Origin of the sequence: Rickettsia endosymbiont of Villa modesta, assembly GCF_964026485.1 — a bacterium.
Classification (GTDB): Bacteria; Pseudomonadota; Alphaproteobacteria; order Rickettsiales; family Rickettsiaceae; genus Rickettsia; species Rickettsia asembonensis.
The window spans coordinates 1,183,814-1,204,740 of the sequence record NZ_OZ032157.1 but is presented as its reverse complement, the minus strand read 5'-3'; the positions used below and the strand labels follow the sequence as shown (position 1 = coordinate 1,204,740).

Here is a 20,927-nt window from a genome sequence, read left to right as displayed (position 1 = left end):
GCTTTATGCTGGATTCCTGCTTTCGCAGAAATGACATCGGTATACACGTAGGCAATACCAAACGGGAATGACATCGAAAAGGTTAATTTAAAGAAAAACATAAAGGATCAATAGAATGCACAACACCACAAAAAGAGTAACAGTTCCGGCACTTGAAGAAATCTTATACGAGCCTATAAAAGTGTTAGATCACGGCTTTATTAGAGTTATCGACTATATGGGGGATGATAGTGCTATAGTACAAGCGGCTCGTGTTTCTTACGGTAAGGGTACGAAGCAGCTAAACCAAGATAAAGGGCTGATAAACTACTTGCTTCGTCATTATCATACCACTCCTTTTGAGATGTGTGATATCAAGTTTCACATTAAACTACCGATATTTATTGCAAGGCAATGGATTAGGCATAGAACAGCTAGCGTTAACGAATATTCGGCAAGGTACTCTATTTTAGGCAACGAATTTTATTTACCAGAACCGGCAAATATTGCTTCCCAATCTGCCGTAAATAAACAATGTAGAGAAAGTGGTAGTTTACCGAAAGAAGTGGCTGAAAAGGTTCTTGCAATCTTAGAGGAAGATGCTAAGCAGTGTTATGAGCATTATAAAGAGCTGATGAATGCCGATGAAGATGGTAATATTATAGATGAGAATACCACAGGAATAGCAAGAGAGCTTGCTCGTATGAATTTAACTTTAAATTATTATACGGAATGGTATTGGAAAATTAATTTACATAATTTGCTTCATTTCTTAAGATTGCGTGCCGACCCTCACGCACAATATGAAATTAGAGTTTATGCCGAAAAGATGCTTGAGATAGTCAAAGCTTGGGTTCCTTTTACTTACGAAGCTTTTGAGGAATATCGTTTGCAAGGAGCAAATATTTCACGTAAAGGCTTGGATGTAATTAAAAGAATGATAAACGGCGAAAAAGTTACCCGTGAAACTAGCGGTATGGCTAAAAGAGAATGGGAAGAATTGATGAAGATTTTTGGGTAGTATATACTCGATGAACTTGAAAAATTGGCTACGTCATCTTTGTAAGTTCTCGGATGCTCACGTATTAAGTATACGCTCCGCTCCTCGACTTACAGACTCCTTGCTCTTTTCCAAGTTGATCTTCGTATCCCAATTCTTCATTTCGCAGGAATGACATACAACAACCATAATGGAATTTGATAAAAAGGAGTATTTTGAGTGAGAAATATTATATATTTTATACTATCACTATTATTTAGCTTTAAAGGTTATGCACTTGAAACAATAAATATTGAGCATGGGCGAGCTGATCCTACGCCTATAGCAGTTAATAAATTTAATGCTGATAGTTCTGCTGATGACGCCGTAGGTCACGATGTGGTTAAAGTTATCTCTAATGATTTAAAGCTTTCGGGGTTATTTCGTCCTATTTCCTCTGCATCTTTTATAGAAGAGAAGACAGGAATAGAATATAAACCGCTTTTTGCTGCATGGCGTCAAATTAATGCTAGCCTTTTAGTAAACGGCGAAGTTAAAAAACTAGAAAGCGGTAAGCTTAAAATTAGCTTTATATTATGGGATACGTTGCTTGAAAAACAGCTTGCCGGCGAAATTCTTGAAGTACCGGAAAATTTATGGCGAAGAGCAGCACATAAAATTGCCGATAAAATTTATGAAAAAATTACCGGTGATGCCGGTTATTTTGATACTAAAATAGTGTATGTATCGGAAAGCACTTCTTTACCGAAAATAAAAAGAATTGCTTTGATGGATTATGATGGGGCTAATAATAAATACCTTACCAATGGAAAGTCACTAGTATTAACCCCAAGATTTGCTCGTTCAGCGGATAAGATTTTTTATGTTTCATACGCAACTAAAAGAAGAGCTCTTGTTTATGAAAAGGATTTAAAAACAGGTAAAGAAAGCGTAGTAGGTGATTTTTCCGGTATATCTTTTGCCCCTAGATTCTCACCGGACGGTAGAAAAGCCGTAATGTCGATAGCTAAAAACGGCTCAACTCATATTTATGAAATTGACCTTGCTACTAAACGGCTTCATAAATTAACTGACGGATTCGGTATTAATACCTCTCCTAGCTATTCACCGGACGGTAAAAAAATTGTATATAACTCCGATAGAAACGGGGTGCCTCAATTATATATCATGAATTCGGACGGAAGTGACGTTCAGCGTATTAGTTTTGGTGAAGGTTCTTACACTGCTCCTAGCTGGTCGCCTAGAGGAGATTATATAGCATTTACTAAGATTACTAGAGGAGCTGAAGGAAAAACTTTTAATATCGGAATTATGAAAGCATGCCCCCAAGATGATGAGAATAGTGAAAGGATAATAACAAGCGGATATTTAGTCGAAAGCCCTTGTTGGTCGCCTAACGGACGAGTTATTATGTTTGCTAAAGGTTGGCCGTCGAGAGCTAAAGCTCCAGGGAAAAATAAAATATTTGCAATTGACCTAACAGGTCATAATGAAAGAGAAATTACAACACCAGCCGATGCTTCCGACCCTGAATGGTCAGGCGTGCTGAACTGATGTCATTCCTGTGAAAGCATTATTGCGTGGATCGTTTTATGTCATTTCCGCGTAGGCGGGAATCCAGTAAAACCTATAAAAACTTGTTTTTTTTAGGTTTATTTTTTAAATAAATAACTTATTATATCGATATTTGAAGTTATTTTTCTGGATTCCCGCTTCCGCGGGAATGACATAGAGTAGGTTTTTCGATCCATGCAGGTCAAGACACTGGATGACAATCCAATAAGGCTTAAGCTACTTTTTTACTATGGTTTAAGATAAACTTTTTTATTTTTTCAAAAGCCGTATTCTCTATTTGTCTAATACGTTCCTTAGAAATATTATACTCATTGCTTAAAATATCTAGAGTTTTAGGAGTATCCGTTAATTTACGCTCTGTAAAAATACGGAGTTCTCTATCGTTTAAAATCTTCATAGCATTTGATAGTAACTTCCTTTTACCGGTAGAGTCTTGCTTATTAATAGCTATAGTTTCGGGAGTAGGGCGTGTTTCCGGTAATAATTCTATTAATTCTCCTGATTCTGCATCGTCGCTATTTATAGGGTTGTTTAACGATAAATCAGGACCTGAAATTCTAGTATTCATCTCAGAAACTTCATTAACCGAAACGCCTAGCTCATCTGCTATTTGTACGAAATCGTCGGCAGTAATAGCCCTTGAGTATAAATTGGTAATTTTATGCTTAATTTTATTAAGGCTAAAAAATAATTTTTTTTGTGCAGCCGTTGTTCCCATCTTTACTAATGACCAAGATTTTAATATATATTCTTGAATAGCGGCTTTAATCCACCACATTGCATATGTTGATAGGCGGAAACCAAGTTCAGGATTGAATTTTTTTACTGCCTGCATTAAACCTATATTACCTTCTGAAACCAATTCAGTAATAGGAAGACCGTAAGTTCTATAGCCACTTGCAATTTTTGCAACAAGTTTAAGATGGCTCGTTACTAATTTATGTGCAGCTTGTAAATCATTCTCTTCTAAATAGGATTTCGCTAATAAAAATTCTTCTTCTTGCGTAAGTGAAGGAATTTTATTGATTTTCTGTAAGTAGCTATAAAATCCTGATTCGCTAGAGATTGCTAATGCATTAATATTATTAGTCATACCAACCTTACTATTTTTCTTTATGCTAACATATATATGATCTAAAATAAACTTTTTCTAGAGTATTTTTAAATAAAATCAAATAATGTCTAAAAAAATTAATGAGAATCTAGCTTTTTCCCTGCTAGGACTAATAATTAGTATGGTGTTACTAAGCTTTGCTTCAGTGCCTATCTATAATTTATTTTGTAAGGTTACAGGATATGGCGGCACTACTGCAAAAGAAACGGTGAGTGTGTATTCAAAGGTAAAGGGTACTAAGCCTATAATTATCGAGTTTGATGCTAATGTTGATAAAAACTTACCTTGGCGGTTTATTCCAAGGCAGCAAAGAGTGCAAATTGTTCCGGGGCAGAATACTCTCGTGTTCTATGAAACAGAGAATCTAGGCGGTAACGATATAATAGGGACATCCATATATAATGTTACTCCAAATAAAGCAGGAAAATATTTCGTAAAAATTCATTGTTTTTGTTTTGAAGAACAATTATTAAAAGCCGGCGAAAAAGTCTTAATGCCGGTTACATTTTATATAGATAAGGATTTTGAGCTTGACCCTGAAATGCAAGACATTAAAGTACTTACCTTATCTTATAGTTTTTTTAAAGTAAGAGAACTATAGATGTGAACTATAGCTGTCACCCCGTGGCTTGTCCACGGGGTCCAGTTAATTATTAGTATTTTAAATTGTTTTCTGGATACCGTGGACAAGCCACGGTATGACAACGGAGCGTTTTTCAAGAGCTACGCAGGCAAAGCTAATCATTGATGCTCAATAAGCCATTTACGAAGTCTAACAATCGGTGGAGTGTTTATAAGAGCGGTAGAAGGTAAAACTTTGCCGTTAGTATTGAAATTTATTATAGGCTCTATACCGTATATGCTATACCACGGCTTTAACGGTGAACTATTTGAATATTTACGGTGAAACCAAGATAAGAAAGGTGTCGTTTCTTCATATTCTATTACTTTAACCGATTGTGGATTTTTGTGATATATAAGGCTAAGTACCGATTGGTCGGAATGATGCCATTTATATTCATCGTAATTAGGATGAATATTATAATCTTTGCCTGAAAGAATTCTAATATCTTCACAACTTCTTAGCCATTTTTCAATAAAAGAACGAGAAAGCTCAGTATTACGCATAATAATAACTGCACTCCAAATATGATCGTTATTTCTACATTCTTCGTTCAGACAATCCATTAAAGCAAAAGTTTCGCCTTTAACAAAACTACCGTTTTTACGATCGCGATCATGTACCAGTAATATATCATTATCGCCTAAAAGATTTGTTAAATTATTGATATGCTTTTTAATAACAAAAGCTGAATCTAAATATACTATAATAGCTCCTTCCGGTGCATTTTTCATTGTTTCAAGTATAATATAAGGTTTCCATAGCCATAACCCCGCTCCTGCAGGTTCATTAAAAATTTCTTGATTTTTTTCTATAAATGCTTGATTTATATACTTTTTCTTATAGTTAAATATGAAATCTATACCTTTATTAATCGCATAGTGAGTAGTAGCATTTTGATTACGATAAACATATTCCGGACCGTCGGCATAAGAAACTAAATAAATAGGCTCTTTTATCGAATTCTGAATAGATAAATCTACTTTTTGTAATGATAAATCATTAATAAAACCTTGGCGTGCATATTCTAAGATAATCAGTACGAAATAAATTAGAGCTAATGTAATAATCGTTTTGTATAATACTTTAAATAACATATTATTTTATAATTTTTAATTTTTTAAGCTACGTTATTGTAAGGAGGTATTGCCCGCGTGGGTATTACCTCGTCATTGCGAGCAGCCGTAGGCTGTGCGGATCAATTTCATCTCTGTCATCCCGTGGTCAAGCCACGGGATGACAGTATATCATGACTAATTGATAATTATTAAACAACGCCGATTATAGCATTTTAATATATTAAAAGATAGTGTTGTAATTTAATTATAAATTTAGTATAATTTGCTGTTTGTTTAAGGTTGGTATGATTAATTTAGGGGATAAGCAGTCTACTATAGTTGTCGCGATGTCAGGCGGGGTTGATAGTTCGGCAGTTGCCGCAATGTTGCATGAACAGGGACATAATGTTATAGGTATTACCTTGCAGCTATATGATCACGGTATGGCAGTAGGGAAAAAAAATGCCTGTTGTGCCGGTCAGGATATTTACGATGCTAAAATGGTAGCAAATAAGCTAGGTATTCCCCATTACGTACTTGATTATGAGAGTAAGTTTAAAGAGTCGGTAATAGATAATTTTGTTGATAGCTATTTACAAGGCGAAACCCCGCTTCCATGTGTGCAATGTAATAAATCAGTGAAATTCAGGGATCTAATTAAAACGGCTAAAGAGCTTGGAGCAGACAAGCTTGCTACCGGTCATTACGTACGAAAAATAAACGGTGTTCACGGGGCGGAGTTACATACAGGACTTGATCCGGCAAAAGATCAGAGTTATTTTTTGTTTACTACTACTAAAGAGCAATTGGAATATTTGAGTTTTCCTCTTGGGGGGCTTACTAAGGATGAAACACGTAGGCTTGCTAGTAAATTTGGGCTTGAGGTAGCAGATAAACCCGATAGCCAAGATATTTGCTTCGTACCTGATGGAAATTATAAGAGTGTAATAAATAAAATACGTCCGGGAGCAAGCGAAAGTGGCAAAATTATTCATGTAAACGGGTTTGAGCTAGGAGAGCATAGCGGTATAATTAATTATACTATAGGGCAACGTCGTGGCCTTGGTATAGCTTATAACGAGCCTTTATATGTAGTAAAGATTGATCCTAAGGACAATATAGTATATGTAGGACCGGAGTCTGCATTACATGTGCAGGAGTTTATAATTAAAGACATAAACTGGCTTGCAGATGAGATTAAAGATAATGAAAAGCTAGAAGTAGAAGTTAAAATTCGTTCGACAAGACCGCCTCGTCTAGTCGAAATAAGCAAACTCGACGATGATAAAATGAAAGTAAAATTTTTATCCGAAGAAAAAGCCGTTGCCCCTGGGCAAGCATGCGTTATTTATGCGGGAGATAGGGTACTTGGCGGCGGGTGGATTACTAGAGATATAAGGTAATCGCGTCATTGCAAGAGGCAATGCCTTTAGTCACTCGTAATGACACAATTCACAAAAAAATAAGCTCACTAAAACAGGAGAAACTAATGAGTTTTTTAAGGAAGAAAAGTTTTGAATCAGTAAAAGAGATAGGTAGCTCAAGCGGTCTTAGCAAGACGCTTGGAGCATTCGATTTAATATTACTGGGTCTTGGTGCAATGATTGGTACCGGCGTATTCGTTGTTACCGGTATAATTGCTGCTAAATATTCAGGGCCTGCAGTAATGTTATCTTATGCGATTGCAGGTATTACCTGTATTTTCGTAGCACTTGTTTATACTGAACTTGCTGCGATGCTTCCGACTTCAGGAAGTATTTATACTTATTCCTATGTAGCGTTTGGTGAAGTATTCGCTTGGATGATCGGTAGCGTTATAATATTAGAACTCGGTGTTGCTGCAGGAATAGTAGCTGCGGGCTGGTCGGGTTACGTACAAGGAATATTAGCGGCAGGCGGAATTAATTTACCGAAAGAATTAACTACCGTACCGACAAACGGCGGTATAATAAATTTACCGGCATTTTTAATCTCGGTATTTATCGGCTTTATTTTATATTTAGGTACTAAAGATAGTAAGAGACTAAATGCAATTTTAGTTTTCATAAAAATGGCTGCAATATTTGTATTTGTACTCGCTGCTGCTCCTCATTTCGATGCTACTAACTGGAGCAATTTTATGCCTTTCGGTTTTAGTAATGTTTTAGTAGGTGCATCTATTTTATTCCTAGCTTTTACAGGTTTTGGAACGATTGCAACTGCAGCTGAGGAATGTAAAAATCCAAAGCGTGATATAATGATTGGTATTATCGGCTCGCTTGTTCTAACTACTATAGTTTATGTAACAATGGCAGGGCTTGTGACCGGTATTGCACCTTTTGATCAGTTAAATAACGATCAACCACTTGCTTATGCTTTAACTATTAATAATAGCAAGATTGGCTCTGCTATTGTTGCAACCGGTGCGGTTTGTGGTATGATGACGGTGTTGATGATGAATATTTACGGTACTTCTCGTATTTTTTATGCTATTGCACGTGACGGTTTACTACCGAAAAGTTTTGCAAAATTGCACCCAAAATATGATAGCCCGTATATTACGATTATAATATTTGTTTCTTTAGCTGCTATCCTTGGAGGATTTTGCTCTACGGAATTATTAACTCAATTAACTTCAATGGGAGCATTAATTGATTATATAACCGTCACAATAATAGTGGTATTATTTAGGGTAAAGCTACCTGATGCTCAAAGACCTTTTAGATGTCCGTTAGTATTTATTATTGTACCGTTTATTTTAATTGCTTGTGCTTATTTGCTATTTATTCAAATATATGACGGTGAATTTAATCTATTAACGGCAGGTCGTGCATTAATATATTGGTTTATTACGATATTTGTTTTATATATTGTAAGATCGTTCTTTATGAAAAAAGAGCAAAAATAGGTATACTCGAGTCGTCATTGCGAGGAGCGAAGCGACGTGGCAATCTTGTCAAGTATCCTGAGATTGCTTCGTCAATTACTTCGTAATTTCCTCGCAATGACGATTTGGTATCCACACAAAACCACAAAATTAAGCAAATGACTGAAAAGCTGCAACCACTCCGAGGAATGAAAGATCTATTGCCGGATGATTATAAAGTCCACAACTATATAATTAACAAGGCAAGAGATGTAGGAGTATTGTACGGCTATAAGCAAATGAGTACTCCAATACTTGAGTATACCAAAGTTTTTAACCGTTCTATGGGTGAAAGCTCTGACGTAATCAGTAAAGAAATCTACAGTTTTTTAGATAAAAGCAATGATTCCGTAGCATTACGACCTGAATTTACGGCAGGTATTATTAGAAGTTTCCTCTCAAACGGTTTGCAGTACAAACTACCTCTTAAGCTTTTCTCTACCGGTCCTGTTTTTCGTTATGATAGACCGCAAGCAGGGCGTCAAAGACAATTTCACCAACTAAATTATGAATATATCGGGGCTAAAGGTGCTATTACTGATGCTGAAACTTTGAAGTTAGCCGTAGATATACTTAAAGCACTTGAAATAGAGCAGGATACTATCTTAGAGCTTAACTCTCTTGGATGCAGCGAATCAAGAAGTGCTTATCAACAAAAGCTAGTAGAATATCTAAATGATTTTAAAGATCACTTATCGGAAGAAAGTAAAATAAGGCTGACCAAAAACCCAATGCGGATTCTTGATTCTAAAAGCGAAATTGATCAGAAAATAGTAGCTGCTGCTCCGGTTTTATCTGAATATTACACTGATGAATCCAAAGAATATTTTGAGGAGTTACTAAAATATCTTGATATTTTAGGCGTGAAATATAGCATAAATCCACGTTTGGTTAGAGGGCTTGATTATTATTGCCATACTGCTTTTGAATTCACTACGAAAAAGCTAGGGAGTCAATCCACTATTTTGGCCGGCGGACGTTATGACGGGCTTGCTAAAATCATGGGTAATAATGATGATGTACCGGCTATCGGTTTTGCTGCCGGTATCGAGCGAATTGCTTTAATGCGGGAATATAATATATCTGAAGTAAAGCCGGTATGTGTATTACCGATCGGTGAAAATAATATTACTTACTCTTTAGAAATTGCCGATAAATTACGTTCGCAAAATATTGCTACTATTATAGAACCCGTAGGTAAAATAGCTAAAAGAATGCAACGTGTTCTTAATGAAAATGCTAAATTTATTATTTTCATAGGTGACGAAGAACAAGCAAATAATAGCCTCAAACTTAAAGATTTAGAAAAACAAGAAGAATATATAGTAGATTTTGCAAAAGTTCTTGAGTTGTTGAAGAAATATTAAATATTTATAACTTTTCTAAAACCTTTTCAATTATTCTTAAATTTAACCACGACATCTAAAAATATGATTATTATAAATGATTTAGCCATGAGTTATGGTGCAAGAATACTATTTACCGATGTAAATTTGCATATTAAAAATAATAAACGATATGGTTTAGTAGGTGCCAACGGAGCAGGTAAAACAACTTTTTTTAAAGTCTTGACTAAGGAAGAAGAGCCGGCTTTCGGCGATATTAACATACCTAAAAACTCTAAAGTAGGTTGTTTAAAACAAGATCAATTTCTTTATGAAAATACTAAAATTATAGATACGGTAATAGCAGGGAATAAGGAGCTATGGAAAGCTTTACAGGAAAAAGAAGAGATATTAAATAGACAAGAATGTAGCGATGAAGATGGGTATAAGCTTGGTGAGCTTGAACAAATAATATACGATAATGACGGTTATACCGCTGAAATTTTTGCAGCTAGCTTGCTTGTAGGTCTTGGAATAGCCGAAAAATATCATTATAAGCCGCTTTCTGCTCTATCAGGAGGTTATAAGCTTCGTGTTTTACTTGCACAAAGTCTATTTAATAATCCGGATATTTTACTACTCGATGAACCGACAAATCACTTAGATATTATTTCAATATATTGGCTTGAGAATTATTTAAAAAATTCTTTTAAGGGAATATTAATTTTTATATCGCATGATTTAGCTTTTTTAAATAATGTCGCAACGGATATTTTAGACATAGATTATGGAGAGATAAAACTATATACAGGAAATTATGATAATTTTGTTCAAGAAAAGCAGATAATAGCTGCTCAAAAATTAAGCGAGAGAAATTTCTTAGAAAAGAAAATAGAAAATATACAGGCTTGGGTTGATAAATTTAGAGCAGGGACGAGAGCAAGGCAAAGTGCTTCTAGAGAAAAGCAGTTAGAGAAAATAGAATTGCCGGATATACAAAAATCTTCAAGAATTAGTCCGTTATTTAGATTTAAACAACTAAGAAATTCAGGAAAATTAGTATTAAAAATCGATCAAATAACTAAAGATTTTGAGAATAAGCAAATATTAGACCTTTTGCATAACGAAGCTAATAAAGAGGAATTTAAAGGAGACACGGAACGCAGCACCGCAGCGTACACAAGCGTACGTGAGGATGCGAGTACCGGATCGACGTATAAATTACCTTTAGAAGCAAGTTATGCAAAAGGTCTATTAAATAAAGTTAGTTTTAACGTATCACGAGGAGAAAAAATTATTATTATCGGTGCAAACGGTATCGGTAAATCTACTTTGTTAAAAATCTTAATGAATAAAATATCAGCAGATCAAGGTAGCTATGAGTGGGGATATGAATCACAAATATCTTATTTTGCTCAGGATCATCACGAGTTACTTAATGAAAATATTAGTATTATTGATTGGCTTAAAAAGCAATCTGAAAAGGAAACGGAAAATACTATTAGAAATACGCTCGGACAAGTATTATTCCGTAGCGATGAAGTAAATAAAAATATTTTAAGTCTAAGCGGCGGGGAGGGGGCAAGGTTATTACTTGCTAAAATGATGCTAGAAAAAAGCAATATTTTGGTTCTTGATGAACCGACAAACCACCTTGATATAGAATCAAGAGAAGCTCTTAAAAAATCTCTAATTGATTTTGAGGGTACGGTAATATTAGTAACGCACGATCGTGATTTTGCAAAATCCATAGCAACAAGAATTATTGCTCTTTCCCATAGAAAAAATCTTATTGATTTTAAAGGTAAATATGATGATTATTTTGAGAAATACGGTAATGATTATTTAAGTTCTGCTATTAAATTATCCTAAGTTTTAGGCATTGTCATTGCGAGCTGGCGTTGCCTGCGTGGAGCGGTAAATGCTCTTTCTGTCATTCCTGCGGAAGCAGGAATCCAGAAAAAATAGTCTTAATATTGACAAAATAAACCTACAAAAACAAGTTTTTTGTTGGTTTTATTGGATTCCTGCTTTCGCAGGAATGACATAAATGTTACTCCACATTATAAAACTCCAAATGATGACCGCTAATAAACTTTTTTACTTCAGCATGATTACCATACTCATCAAACTTTAATAATAACCCTTGTTTGTTAAAATATAATATATTTGTAAATAGTTGATCATCACAGTCCCACTTAGCTTTAAAAGCCTTGTCCTTGATAAGTTTAACTCCGTTTACTCCTTGTTTATGATATACTTCTTTTACCTGAAGAATTGGTAGTATTAGATATTAATTATCCATAAGAACATTGATTATTCGCTCATCTAAATATTCATTTTCCAACTTTTCAAGTTAAAGAAGTATACTTCTTCAACATGAAGAGTTGTTAAAATGATTAGGCACAATGGTTTGAAAATTGTCATTTACCAATGAAGAAATTTTATTTTTATATTTTTCAATATTTTCAAAAAATATTCGTATAGAATCAGTAAATGTCTCAAAATTCGCATAAAATTTATTGTTACTTACAACAGAATGCATAAATTTCCACAGTCGTTCAATTGGATTCAAATTAGGACTATATGCTGGCAAAAATAGTAACTCTATTTTACTGTATTGTAGATATTCTTTTGCCTTTTTTGACCTATGATATCCAGCATTATCGCATATCAAATAAATCTTACTTTTATCTTGATTATTTGCTTCTAATTTCTTTAAAAATTCAATAATATAATCACCATTAACCTTAGGATTGTCAGTTGTTACTACCTCTAAATCCTTAAGATTAATAGCACCAATAATATGTTTACGCTTCCAACCACTGAAACTTGGTAATGTTTTAACTACATTCTTTCTAATCCAACCAAATTTTGCTCGAGTTTGGTATTGAGGATGAACACTATCCATAAAATAAATAGACTCATCTTTAGCTAAATTATTTTTTAGCAAACTATATTGCAGCTTAAATTCCTCTTGCTTAGCTAAATCTATTTTTCCAGGAATTATAACTTAGGTTTCTTATAACTAAAACCAAGTCTGTGTAACAGCTTGATTACCCCAGCTAATGTATAGATTACTCCATATTGACGTTCTATGAACAAACCTATATCTCTAGCATACACATAATTATTATTTTCTAGATGAACTATTAACTCTGCTTCCTCCTGTCTAGTAAGTTTACTATCACTACCGCCATTTCCAGGCTTAAGCTTCTGAGCATTATGATAATCTATTAAATGTTTTCTTATCCCTTCATCACTCAGTAATAACACTTTCGATATCTCATCAATACTATAGCTATCATCATACATGAGAACAGCTTTGATTCTATCACAAATCCTCTTATCCCTTTCGCTTCTATGGTAAAGCTTTAATTCTTCTTTTTCTACTGATGTTAATTTTCTATAAATCATTCTTACTTAATAACACTTGCTGACTTCTTTGACAATTTTTCATTTACTAGAGGTATATATTAACCAAGATTCTACCGCAAATAATAAAAGATCAAGATCTTACTAGCGAGCAAGTTTACTACTTAGAAAGAATTGGAGATCTTATACACAGAGACTCAGATGATAGAGCCGCAGAGTTCATAGTTAGGTATCTAGAAATTAGTATAGATAATTTATTGCATCCAATCGAAGATTCACGTATTATCAATGCAATTCAACCGCTGGCAGATTTTTGGGAGGAACACATAGTTCCTAAAATGGAATCTACTATTATAGGATGTACAAAGGAATATAATTGTGGTACATTTGATGGAGCGTAACTAATCATGCATAAGAGCGTTGTTGCATGGATACCAAATCGTAATTGCGTGCGACTAAAAGGAACGTGGCAATCTCAGGACTTTAGCACGAGATTGCTTCGTCAAAACTTGCAGTTTTTCCTCGCAATGATGTTGAAAAGCGGTCCACGCAATAACGCCTTGCAGGGATGACATCACCGGCTTTTCAAAAACTATCCGGCACTATAACAAAAAAACTCTAATCACTAAAATTATAACTAGTATTTTTTCTAGCAGCACTTATATCTTTTAAACGTTCACAAACCTTTTCAAAAACTTGTTTAGGCAAGATATTTGAAGCATTAATTTGTAAAAATTTATCGTCTTTTAATTTAATCGAAAAAGAAGGTTCTTGGAATTCCGGTCCATCAATTTCTCTAGCAATTTTTATATAATAACCGATTATATGACTGTTATAATAATCACTTTTACTAATCATTTTCTTAGCTATTTTATTAATCTTCATGTCAGTTTTAGCAGTATAAGTAACCGTAAGAGCAATGCCGAGCATAAGACGCTGTCTATGACTAAAAGGAATGTCTGAAGATAGTATAAATTCCGAAACAAAATTTGCTCTGAGGGTTTTATCAATATTTTTATTATATTGTGCTAGCATTATAGCGAGTTCAATAATAATAAGAGTCGTAGCATCGAAATTAATTAAAAGATATTGTACTGCTTCAATATATTTTTCAATTTTACATATATTTCTATCAAATTTTACTAATCTCTTCACCCTCTCATAAATAATATCTTTTTCTGTTTCATGAGACGGTAACGAATCAAATCTTACTCCTTCTTTTAAACCGTAATTTGAGATAATAATCTTTTCCGGTGAAAATACCTTAATCATCGCTTTTATTACTAGAACTGCATTATAATTTATGGCTTTCTGCTCGTAATAACTCAGCTTTAATTTATCGATTTGCGATAATTTCTCTAAATATAACTCAAACTCTACACGATTTATTTCAAAATTATGTAAATTTTTAAGGGGATAATTTATAGACTCCATATATATACGGCTCATTAGACGTAATGCACCGCCAATTAAATATAAATTAGGATGATGTGCAGCTCCAAATTCTTCCTCTAGCATTTTAGTAATCAGTCCAACATCACCAAAATTGCTACTAGCAATAATTTTTGTACCGAGCGGCAATGATTTTAATTTACCGACTTTTTTATTTCCAATCTGAGCAAGCTCAAGACTTCCACCGCCAAGATCGGCTACAATACCGAAAGCATCACTAATACCGGAAATTAATCCGGCAGCTGTTAAATAAGCTTCACGTTCACCTGAGATAATTTCAATATCAATATTGAATCTCTTTTTAATTATAGCTTTGAATTCATCTGCTTTAGGATGCCCCCTAAGTATAGCTGTGGCAACACATCTAATATTAGTAACGGACAGTTTGGTAAAAATATGGATAAGATATTGTAGAGATAAATATGTTTGATGTTTTACGTCTAAATTATCTAAATTAAGTAAATTTGTAAGATAATTTCTAAATTTATAATTAAAAATTTCCGGAGCTCCAAGCTCATCACTTTCATAAACTACAGCTCTTAAAGCATTTGAACCGATATCAATAATAGCTGAACGCATTTTTGGATCTTACTCATTATTTTCCGGAGCAGTTGTTGTTTCAGTCTCTTCAGAAGCCTCATTATTATTTGCCCTAGGATCAAAAGGTACTTGAGTAGGTACAAAAGTCGGCGGTAATAATCTACTAGTAAAAAATTTATCTTCGTAATACTTAATTTTACGAGATTTTATAGGCGGAAAGGATTCTATTAAAACAATTTGCTCATCTCTCGGTAACTGTATTACTTCTTGAGGTAAAAGTAAAGCTCTTTGAACTTGAGAAACGTTTTGGGTTCTAGTAGAAATATTAAGGTCAAAAAATAAAGGTTTACTAAATGATCTTTGTTCTACCGTCTTATTACCGACAAGCTGCGATATTAAATTTGCCGTTTCATAGCTATTAGCAGCAAAAGTAATACGGTATGTTGCATTAGATAAGAAAGAATTCATCCCCGCATCTTCATATGTTCCTTTTAACTGCTGCGTATCTTGAATAATCAAAAATAACCGAACTCTATAACCTCTAAAATAAGCTATACCGGCTTTAAAAGTATCCATCTTTCCAAGTGTCGGGAACTCATCAAGCAAGAACATTACCCCATGCGGCTCTTCCTTTAAATCCGGCATTTTACGGCTTAAAAACTCTGTAGCCTGCTGATAAAACACCTGCATTAATTTTTGTAAACGCTGTATATTATCGGGTGTTAACCCTACATATACGGTTGTTTTTACTTTTTTAAATTCTTGTACGTTGAAATCAGAAGATGCAGTAGCCGAATCAATAAGCGGGTTTGCCCATAATTCAAGCGATGAGTTCATTGTAGATATTACGCCCGAACGCTCTTTATCGGCTTTTTGTAAAAACGCAGCAATATTCATATATGCAACAGGATGTATTACACCGCCAAGCGTATCGAGTACGACCGCTAGATTATAAACCACGTCGTCACTTCTCATGGTACGCACTACTTCACCGAAAGATTTAGTTTTAGTAGGATCGGCTATTAAATATAAAGTTACACCTAAGAATAAACTTCGTGCTTCATTATTCCAAAAATCTTTTTCCGGCATTATAAGATTTGAAATTTTCTGCACGTCATCAACCATCTGCCCGGGCTTAGTACTAACCCAATCAATCGGATTATAACAATGCGTAATACCATCGGGATTAGAAGGCTCCCATACAAAAACTTTCTGACCTTGTTTCTCACGCCAACCGCTCGTCAAACCGTGATTTTCAAGCTTTATGTCATGTACTACTACTGAATCACTCCAAAATAACAGGTTAGGTATCACAAAACCCACACCTTTACCTGAACCTGTAGGAGCAAATAATAAAGCATGCTGGAACCCGTCTGCAACAAAATATCCACCGGCATCAACACCTATTAACATACCTTTTTTGGATCTAAGACCAGCAGCCTCTATATCTGACGGATTAGCCCAGCTAGCATCTCCATATACTTTTTCCAGTTGCTCAAAAAATTGTAATGATTTTATTCTTTCAAAGTTTTTAATGTAAACTATTATGACAACAATAGCAGGACCAAGAAGAGATGCAAGTAGCTTCAATTTTAAATAATTATAGTCGGCAATTTTTAACTGCCCCCAAACATTAATAAGCCAGTAAGCCCACTTATAAGCAATATTGATAGCATTTATATCTACACCTAAAGCTCCAACCTCATTAGTAAAAATTGCAACAAATGCACCGCTTATCCAAATGGTACAAAAAATAACAACCGGATGAATTATAGCATGACCGAATATATTCCTAGTAACTTTAAGTATCTTATGCCATTCCATGAATTGATATTCCTAGTTTTTACTTATTACTTAATACTGTTAATATTCCTACTAAACTGCCGATGTTATTTCCGTGTAAGTAGGACGTTATTACACAGCTCGTTTATGTCACTCCCGCGTAGGCGGGAATCCAGTTAATAAAAAATCTAAATACAATAAATTTTTAAAGCTCGATTTTATCTCCTTTATGCTGGATTCCCGCCTACGCGGGAGTGACATAAAGAGCATTTACCGGTCCACGCAACAATGTCATAAACGAACCATATACGTCAATGAAGAACCGGTATACGAAGATCAACTTCAAAAAGAGCAAGGAGTTCACAAGTCGAGGAGCGGAGCGTACACTTAATACGTGAGCACCGCAAAACTTGTAGAACGACGCAGCCAATTTTTGAAGTTCATCGAGTATACGCTACACCATACCTTCGGCGTTCTTATTCTTCTTATAATACACTTCCGAAACATATCTTTTCCCACCGCTACCGCGTTTTAACTGCACAACGATATCTACAACGGTTAAAATATACTTCTTTACTTCTTCAGGCGGCATACCAAGATCTGCTTGCATAACCATAAGCTTTAACTGCTCAATAGCCATAGCGGGACTATCCGCATGCAGTGTTGATATTGAACCGGGGTGACCTGTATTAATAGCACGCAAAAAACTAAAAGCTTCCTTACCTCGAAGCTCACCTACTATAATTCTATCTGGTCTTAAACGCAAACATGCCTCTATTAAATCTTGAGTAGTAACATTTGCACGTCCCTGTCCTCCTTTGGAAGCAAGTAAATGCACTCTGTTAGGATGGCTTGATAGCACAACCTCACGAGCATCTTCTACAGTAATTAATCTTTCTATTGCAGGGATTTCAGTAAGTGCCGCATTAGTAAAAGTAGTTTTACCGGTTGAAGTACCGCCGCTAATTATGATATTTTTCTTTGAAACAACTGCATGTCTAATAAATTCTTTAATCTTTTTTTCAGCTAAGAAATTATTTAAAATTACTGCATCTTCATCTACTAAACTCTCTGTTGCAGTATCATCAAATGCTCCCATTTTAGCATATTCATCTAAAGTTAGATTCATACCGCTAGGCTTTCTTATAGAATAAATGATTTGTCCTATCTCACAAGCAGGAGGAAATACTATTTGAATACGGTAACCGTTCGGCAAAGTTGCAGAAAGTAAAGGCTTTTCTTCCGAAATCATCTGTTCGGTAGATTGAGCAACTAAACGCCCTAATGAAAGTAGATGTTCACTATCCAATTCCGGTATTTGCTTAGAATATATATCGCCTTTTTTTTCAACCCATGCTTCCCCAGGCTTATTAACCATAATCTCGTTAATACCGTCTTCAGCAAATAAATTTTTAAAAGGAAGTAAAAACGTCTCTAAGGCTGCAAATTCTCCATTCATTTCATTACCTTCGATTTTAATAAAACGGCTTTTGGGAATTTATAATCCTTATTAACGTATATTCTAACCGGCGTACCTTGATTAACCGTTGTCGTCGGCTTAAACTGCTGCTGCGTTATCATATTTTGTACAACATTCGTCACACCCGTAAAAGCTTGAGTAGAAGCTTGTTGTGCTTGTGTCGGAGTCGATGCGATAGAGGTAGTAGTAAGCAAACTTGAAGCTGCCGTATTAACTGCCTGTACTAAGGTTTGAAGTCTCTGCTCAGCAGTATTCGCTGAAGAAGCAGTTTGTGCTGTTGTACATGCTTGAGTCATAGTAGTATAAGCAGTCGAAGTTTTATCGGTAATAGCCGCAAGTACGTTAGTACAAATCGTAACTATTCTAGTACTTGCATCAATCGAGGTATTAGCCGCTATAGTTTGAGCAGTATTTAACAATTGTGTTGCCGTAGCACTATTGGTAGCTGCTGCCTGCGAATCTATAGGAGGCGGCACTAACTTATCAAGGACTTTAGCAAGACCTATATTAAAGCCAGATTGTAATACGGCATTTGCAAATTGTTCTTTATATTTATTATCAACTCTCCCTTGCAGGCCCGGTCTACCTAAATTATCAACTGCAGGTGAGTCGAATTCTATAGTATAACCGTTAGTTAAATCGATTCTATCCCATATTATAGAAACTCTACCGTAACTGTCTGACGAAGTTGAGGTTGCATATTTACCGAATATTTTTGACCCTTTCGGTATCAATATAACTTTATCTTTCTCAGAAAATACGTCTCTACTAATAATGGCTCTTATTTCACCGCCGAGATCACTATTTATTGCCGTCTCAAGTACTGCATCAATTAATTTACCGCGTCCGAGAACCAAAGACATATCACCACGATCTTTAAAGGTCGCTTCTGCCGTAATCTGTTCCTGTGTTTTTTTAGGCTCTACACCACCAACTAACACTATAGCTGATTTTCTTTTTGCTTCACGACGTTGCTTCTCTGCATCACTCTCAACTAACGTTCCTGAAGTCGAAGGCAACGAAACCGGCGGCAATGGAAGCGTTTTGTCTTTATTCTCTTCTACAGGAGTAGTAGGAGGTAAGACCGGTGGAACTTCTACTACCGGAGGAGGAGGCGGTGGAGCAGTAGGCGTCTCAAGCTTAGGCGGATCAGGTAACTTTGGAATCTCCGGAATATTATCATCAACATCAGTAACAGGTTTTACAATATTAGTCGGCACTTGAGTCTCCGGTATTTCTTCTTTTTTATTAGCGAAAAAAAGAGTATAAAAAATATATATAAATATACCGCAAATTACGACTACTATCGCAATACTCTTATTAAAGCTAACTGAAACTTTTGATAATTCTCTCTGTACTTCAGGAGCATCTGCTCCTGATAAAGAACCGGTATTATTATTGTTATTTTGCTCTTCAGCCATATCTAAATTATATTAGTTAAAGTGTTTTATATCAAAAATTGTCATACCGTGGTCAAGCCACGGTATGACACAGTACCCTATTAAAACCTTGCCATGTAATTACTATTTTTCTTAGGATAGTAAAATTTAATTACATATACTAAATCCCTTTCGTTGCCCATCATAAGTTCTGTAGAAGCGATATCAAATTCATATGTTCTTTTATTAGTTATAATAGTCATATTTGTACGAATATCTTTTTCAAGAGGCTTAATAAATAATCTATTTGCCAAAGGAGTTATTTTCCAAGCATAAGCATCCCCAAGAATTATATTTTGGATTTCTTCATTTTTAGCAAATTCTATATGCGATTGAAAGCCAAAATGTAAAACTAACAAGTAAACTTCATTTGGATTATATATATAAGTTTTTATCCTATTATCTTTAGTTATAGATAAATCATCTACATAATTATTACTACTATTATTACATGGATCATCTACAAGTGGACATTCTCGTTGTACTGTAAAACCACTTAATAATATCAAAACTAAAAAATAAAATCTAACTATTGTCATCGTCTACCCTATATCCGTTAACTTGAAACCCTACCGGATTTATATCAAGTTCTGAATCTGTTAATTGCATAGGCACATAAGCATAACTTACTACCGCTATTTTATTATAAACTAATTGGCTTCCTGATGTTTCATTTACGGAAAATCTAACTATATATTTATCTGCTGCGATTTTTGACCATGATTTTATTACTAAAAATGTAGTATTATCTTCTTTATATTTTATCGTAGGATCAAAATCTTTATTTCTTATATAACCAAGATAATTATAATAAACACCGCTTGTTGAAAATAATCTTATTGTCGTACGAGCTATCGTTGCAAAATCAACTGGATTATATGTTTCCCGTGCCGTTATGTATTTCTTTATAAAATACCTTGTAAGAGACTCATCCGCCGTTAACACCGGTGATGAAATAGGTTCTACCACCGAGGCACGTCCGGTATTACTATTAAGCTGAATAACAAAAGGATCAAACTGTTTGGATTTTACTACAAATGCTATTACTAAAGTTGATATAACCATAAAAATGGTTAGTAGTATTATTAATATGATAAGTAAGTTACGTTGAACAATTAACTTATCAGATCGCTCTTCATACCAATTCTGAGTAATTTTTAAAGGATTAGCCGATTTAATACTTTCTTGATTTTGTGTATCTCCTGAACCGTTTTTCGAGTTGTTACTTGATTTAAAGAAGCCAAATATATTATTCATATCAAAGGTATTTTTATTATTACA

19 protein-coding genes are annotated in these 20,927 nt (G+C 34.6%); 8 read left to right on the top strand and 11 right to left on the bottom strand.

Going from position 1 to position 20,927, the window contains the following annotated elements:
- The first annotated feature begins 115 nt into the window (after positions 1-115).
- Positions 116-1,000: an FAD-dependent thymidylate synthase gene (gene thyX / locus AC5584_RS06860; RefSeq protein WP_499216285.1), complete on the top strand. Its 885-nt coding sequence runs from the start codon at positions 116-118 to the stop codon at positions 998-1,000.
- Between the two features lie 198 nt (positions 1,001-1,198).
- The gene (gene tolB / locus AC5584_RS06855; protein WP_499216284.1) at positions 1,199-2,533 is read left to right on the top strand and encodes a Tol-Pal system beta propeller repeat protein TolB; all 1,335 of its coding nucleotides are present in this window, start codon (positions 1,199-1,201) and stop codon (positions 2,531-2,533) included.
- 232 nt (positions 2,534-2,765) lie between these two features.
- Here tolB and rpoH read toward each other — a convergent pair whose 3' ends face one another.
- Positions 2,766-3,647: an RNA polymerase sigma factor RpoH gene (gene rpoH / locus AC5584_RS06850; RefSeq protein WP_499162781.1), complete on the bottom strand. Its 882-nt coding sequence runs from the start codon at positions 3,645-3,647 to the stop codon at positions 2,766-2,768.
- Positions 3,648-3,732: 85 nt separating this feature from the next.
- On the opposite strand from rpoH, the gene AC5584_RS06845 reads away from it, so the two are divergent.
- Positions 3,733-4,269, top strand: coding sequence for a cytochrome c oxidase assembly protein (locus AC5584_RS06845; RefSeq protein ID WP_410527295.1), 537 nt, complete (start codon positions 3,733-3,735; stop codon positions 4,267-4,269).
- Here the strand turns inward: AC5584_RS06845 and AC5584_RS06840 are convergent.
- Positions 4,239-4,373, bottom strand: a complete 135-nt coding sequence (locus AC5584_RS06840) for a hypothetical protein (RefSeq protein ID WP_499216283.1) — start codon at positions 4,371-4,373, stop codon at positions 4,239-4,241. The genes AC5584_RS06845 and AC5584_RS06840 overlap by 31 nt on opposite strands.
- Before the next feature lie 36 nt (positions 4,374-4,409).
- Positions 4,410-5,387 carry a hypothetical protein gene (locus AC5584_RS06835; protein WP_499216282.1) on the bottom strand — a complete coding sequence of 326 codons (978 nt, stop codon included), beginning with the start codon at positions 5,385-5,387 and terminating at the stop codon, positions 4,410-4,412.
- Positions 5,388-5,653: 266 nt separating this feature from the next.
- Here AC5584_RS06835 and mnmA point away from each other — a divergent pair, with 266 nt between their 5' ends.
- The 4 genes from mnmA to abc-f all read left to right on the top strand — a co-directional run bounded on the left by mnmA (position 5,654) and on the right by abc-f (position 11,450).
- Positions 5,654-6,751, top strand: coding sequence for a tRNA 2-thiouridine(34) synthase MnmA (gene mnmA / locus AC5584_RS06830; RefSeq protein ID WP_499216281.1), 1,098 nt, complete (start codon positions 5,654-5,656; stop codon positions 6,749-6,751).
- Positions 6,752-6,837: 86 nt separating this feature from the next.
- Positions 6,838-8,235, top strand: a complete 1,398-nt coding sequence (locus AC5584_RS06825; protein ID WP_499217031.1) for an amino acid permease — start codon at positions 6,838-6,840, stop codon at positions 8,233-8,235.
- A 137-nt stretch (positions 8,236-8,372) separates the two neighbouring features.
- Positions 8,373-9,620, top strand: a complete 1,248-nt coding sequence (gene hisS / locus AC5584_RS06820; protein ID WP_499216280.1) for a histidine--tRNA ligase — start codon at positions 8,373-8,375, stop codon at positions 9,618-9,620.
- 63 nt (positions 9,621-9,683) lie between these two features.
- Positions 9,684-11,450 carry a ribosomal protection-like ABC-F family protein gene (abc-f, locus tag AC5584_RS06815; protein WP_499216279.1) on the top strand — a complete coding sequence of 589 codons (1,767 nt, stop codon included), beginning with the start codon at positions 9,684-9,686 and terminating at the stop codon, positions 11,448-11,450.
- 502 nt (positions 11,451-11,952) lie between these two features.
- Here abc-f and AC5584_RS06810 read toward each other — a convergent pair.
- The gene (locus AC5584_RS06810) at positions 11,953-12,573 is read right to left on the bottom strand and encodes an IS630 family transposase (RefSeq protein ID WP_499217030.1); all 621 of its coding nucleotides are present in this window, start codon (positions 12,571-12,573) and stop codon (positions 11,953-11,955) included.
- Between the two features lie 11 nt (positions 12,574-12,584).
- Positions 12,585-12,893, bottom strand: coding sequence for a helix-turn-helix domain-containing protein (locus tag AC5584_RS06805; protein ID WP_499216278.1), 309 nt, complete (start codon positions 12,891-12,893; stop codon positions 12,585-12,587).
- Positions 12,894-13,051: 158 nt separating this feature from the next.
- Here AC5584_RS06805 and AC5584_RS06800 point away from each other — a divergent pair, with 158 nt between their 5' ends.
- Positions 13,052-13,354, top strand: a complete 303-nt coding sequence (locus AC5584_RS06800; RefSeq protein WP_499217029.1) for a hypothetical protein — start codon at positions 13,052-13,054, stop codon at positions 13,352-13,354.
- Positions 13,355-13,571: 217 nt separating this feature from the next.
- On the opposite strand, the gene AC5584_RS06795 is transcribed toward AC5584_RS06800, so the two are convergent.
- The 6 genes from AC5584_RS06795 to AC5584_RS06770 all read right to left on the bottom strand — a co-directional run bounded on the left by AC5584_RS06795 (position 13,572) and on the right by AC5584_RS06770 (position 20,903).
- Positions 13,572-14,984, bottom strand: a complete 1,413-nt coding sequence (locus AC5584_RS06795; RefSeq protein WP_499216277.1) for a Ppx/GppA phosphatase family protein — start codon at positions 14,982-14,984, stop codon at positions 13,572-13,574.
- A gap of 9 nt (positions 14,985-14,993) precedes the next feature.
- A complete protein-coding gene (locus AC5584_RS06790; protein WP_499216276.1) occupies positions 14,994-16,769 on the bottom strand; it encodes a type IV secretory system conjugative DNA transfer family protein in 1,776 nt (591 codons plus the stop codon).
- Between the two features lie 412 nt (positions 16,770-17,181).
- Positions 17,182-18,186, bottom strand: a complete 1,005-nt coding sequence (gene virB11 / locus AC5584_RS06785; RefSeq protein ID WP_499216275.1) for a P-type DNA transfer ATPase VirB11 — start codon at positions 18,184-18,186, stop codon at positions 17,182-17,184.
- Positions 18,183-19,628 (bottom strand): TraB/TrbI/VirB10 family type IV secretion system protein, encoded by a 1,446-nt coding sequence (locus AC5584_RS06780; protein ID WP_499216274.1) that lies wholly within the window; start codon positions 19,626-19,628, stop codon positions 18,183-18,185. Before AC5584_RS06780 ends, virB11 begins: the two co-directional genes overlap by 4 nt.
- Before the next feature lie 80 nt (positions 19,629-19,708).
- Positions 19,709-20,185, bottom strand: a complete 477-nt coding sequence (locus AC5584_RS06775; RefSeq protein WP_499216273.1) for a TrbG/VirB9 family P-type conjugative transfer protein — start codon at positions 20,183-20,185, stop codon at positions 19,709-19,711.
- Positions 20,172-20,903, bottom strand: coding sequence for a VirB8 family type IV secretion system protein (locus AC5584_RS06770; protein WP_499216272.1), 732 nt, complete (start codon positions 20,901-20,903; stop codon positions 20,172-20,174). Before AC5584_RS06770 ends, AC5584_RS06775 begins: the two co-directional genes overlap by 14 nt.
- Positions 20,904-20,927 lie beyond the last annotated feature (24 nt).

Bases quoted from the DNA above. Each gene is read 5' to 3' on its own strand.
- thyX (WP_499216285.1), top strand. From the start codon at position 116: ATGCACAACACCACAAAAAGAGTAACAGTTCCGGCACTTGAAGAAATC.
- rpoH (WP_499162781.1), bottom strand. From the start codon at position 3,647: ATGACTAATAATATTAATGCATTAGCAATCTCTAGCGAATCAGGATTT.
- AC5584_RS06845 (WP_410527295.1), top strand. From the start codon at position 3,733: ATGTCTAAAAAAATTAATGAGAATCTAGCTTTTTCCCTGCTAGGACTA.
- AC5584_RS06835 (WP_499216282.1), bottom strand. From the start codon at position 5,387: ATGTTATTTAAAGTATTATACAAAACGATTATTACATTAGCTCTAATT.
- mnmA (WP_499216281.1), top strand. From the start codon at position 5,654: ATGATTAATTTAGGGGATAAGCAGTCTACTATAGTTGTCGCGATGTCA.
- AC5584_RS06825 (WP_499217031.1), top strand. From the start codon at position 6,838: ATGAGTTTTTTAAGGAAGAAAAGTTTTGAATCAGTAAAAGAGATAGGT.
- hisS (WP_499216280.1), top strand. From the start codon at position 8,373: ATGACTGAAAAGCTGCAACCACTCCGAGGAATGAAAGATCTATTGCCG.
- abc-f (WP_499216279.1), top strand. From the start codon at position 9,684: ATGATTATTATAAATGATTTAGCCATGAGTTATGGTGCAAGAATACTA.
- AC5584_RS06805 (WP_499216278.1), bottom strand. From the start codon at position 12,893: ATGTATGATGATAGCTATAGTATTGATGAGATATCGAAAGTGTTATTA.
- AC5584_RS06795 (WP_499216277.1), bottom strand. From the start codon at position 14,984: ATGCGTTCAGCTATTATTGATATCGGTTCAAATGCTTTAAGAGCTGTA.
- AC5584_RS06790 (WP_499216276.1), bottom strand. From the start codon at position 16,769: ATGGAATGGCATAAGATACTTAAAGTTACTAGGAATATATTCGGTCAT.
- virB11 (WP_499216275.1), bottom strand. From the start codon at position 18,186: ATGAATGGAGAATTTGCAGCCTTAGAGACGTTTTTACTTCCTTTTAAA.
- AC5584_RS06780 (WP_499216274.1), bottom strand. From the start codon at position 19,628: ATGGCTGAAGAGCAAAATAACAATAATAATACCGGTTCTTTATCAGGA.
- AC5584_RS06775 (WP_499216273.1), bottom strand. From the start codon at position 20,185: ATGACAATAGTTAGATTTTATTTTTTAGTTTTGATATTATTAAGTGGT.
- AC5584_RS06770 (WP_499216272.1), bottom strand. From the start codon at position 20,903: ATGAATAATATATTTGGCTTCTTTAAATCAAGTAACAACTCGAAAAAC.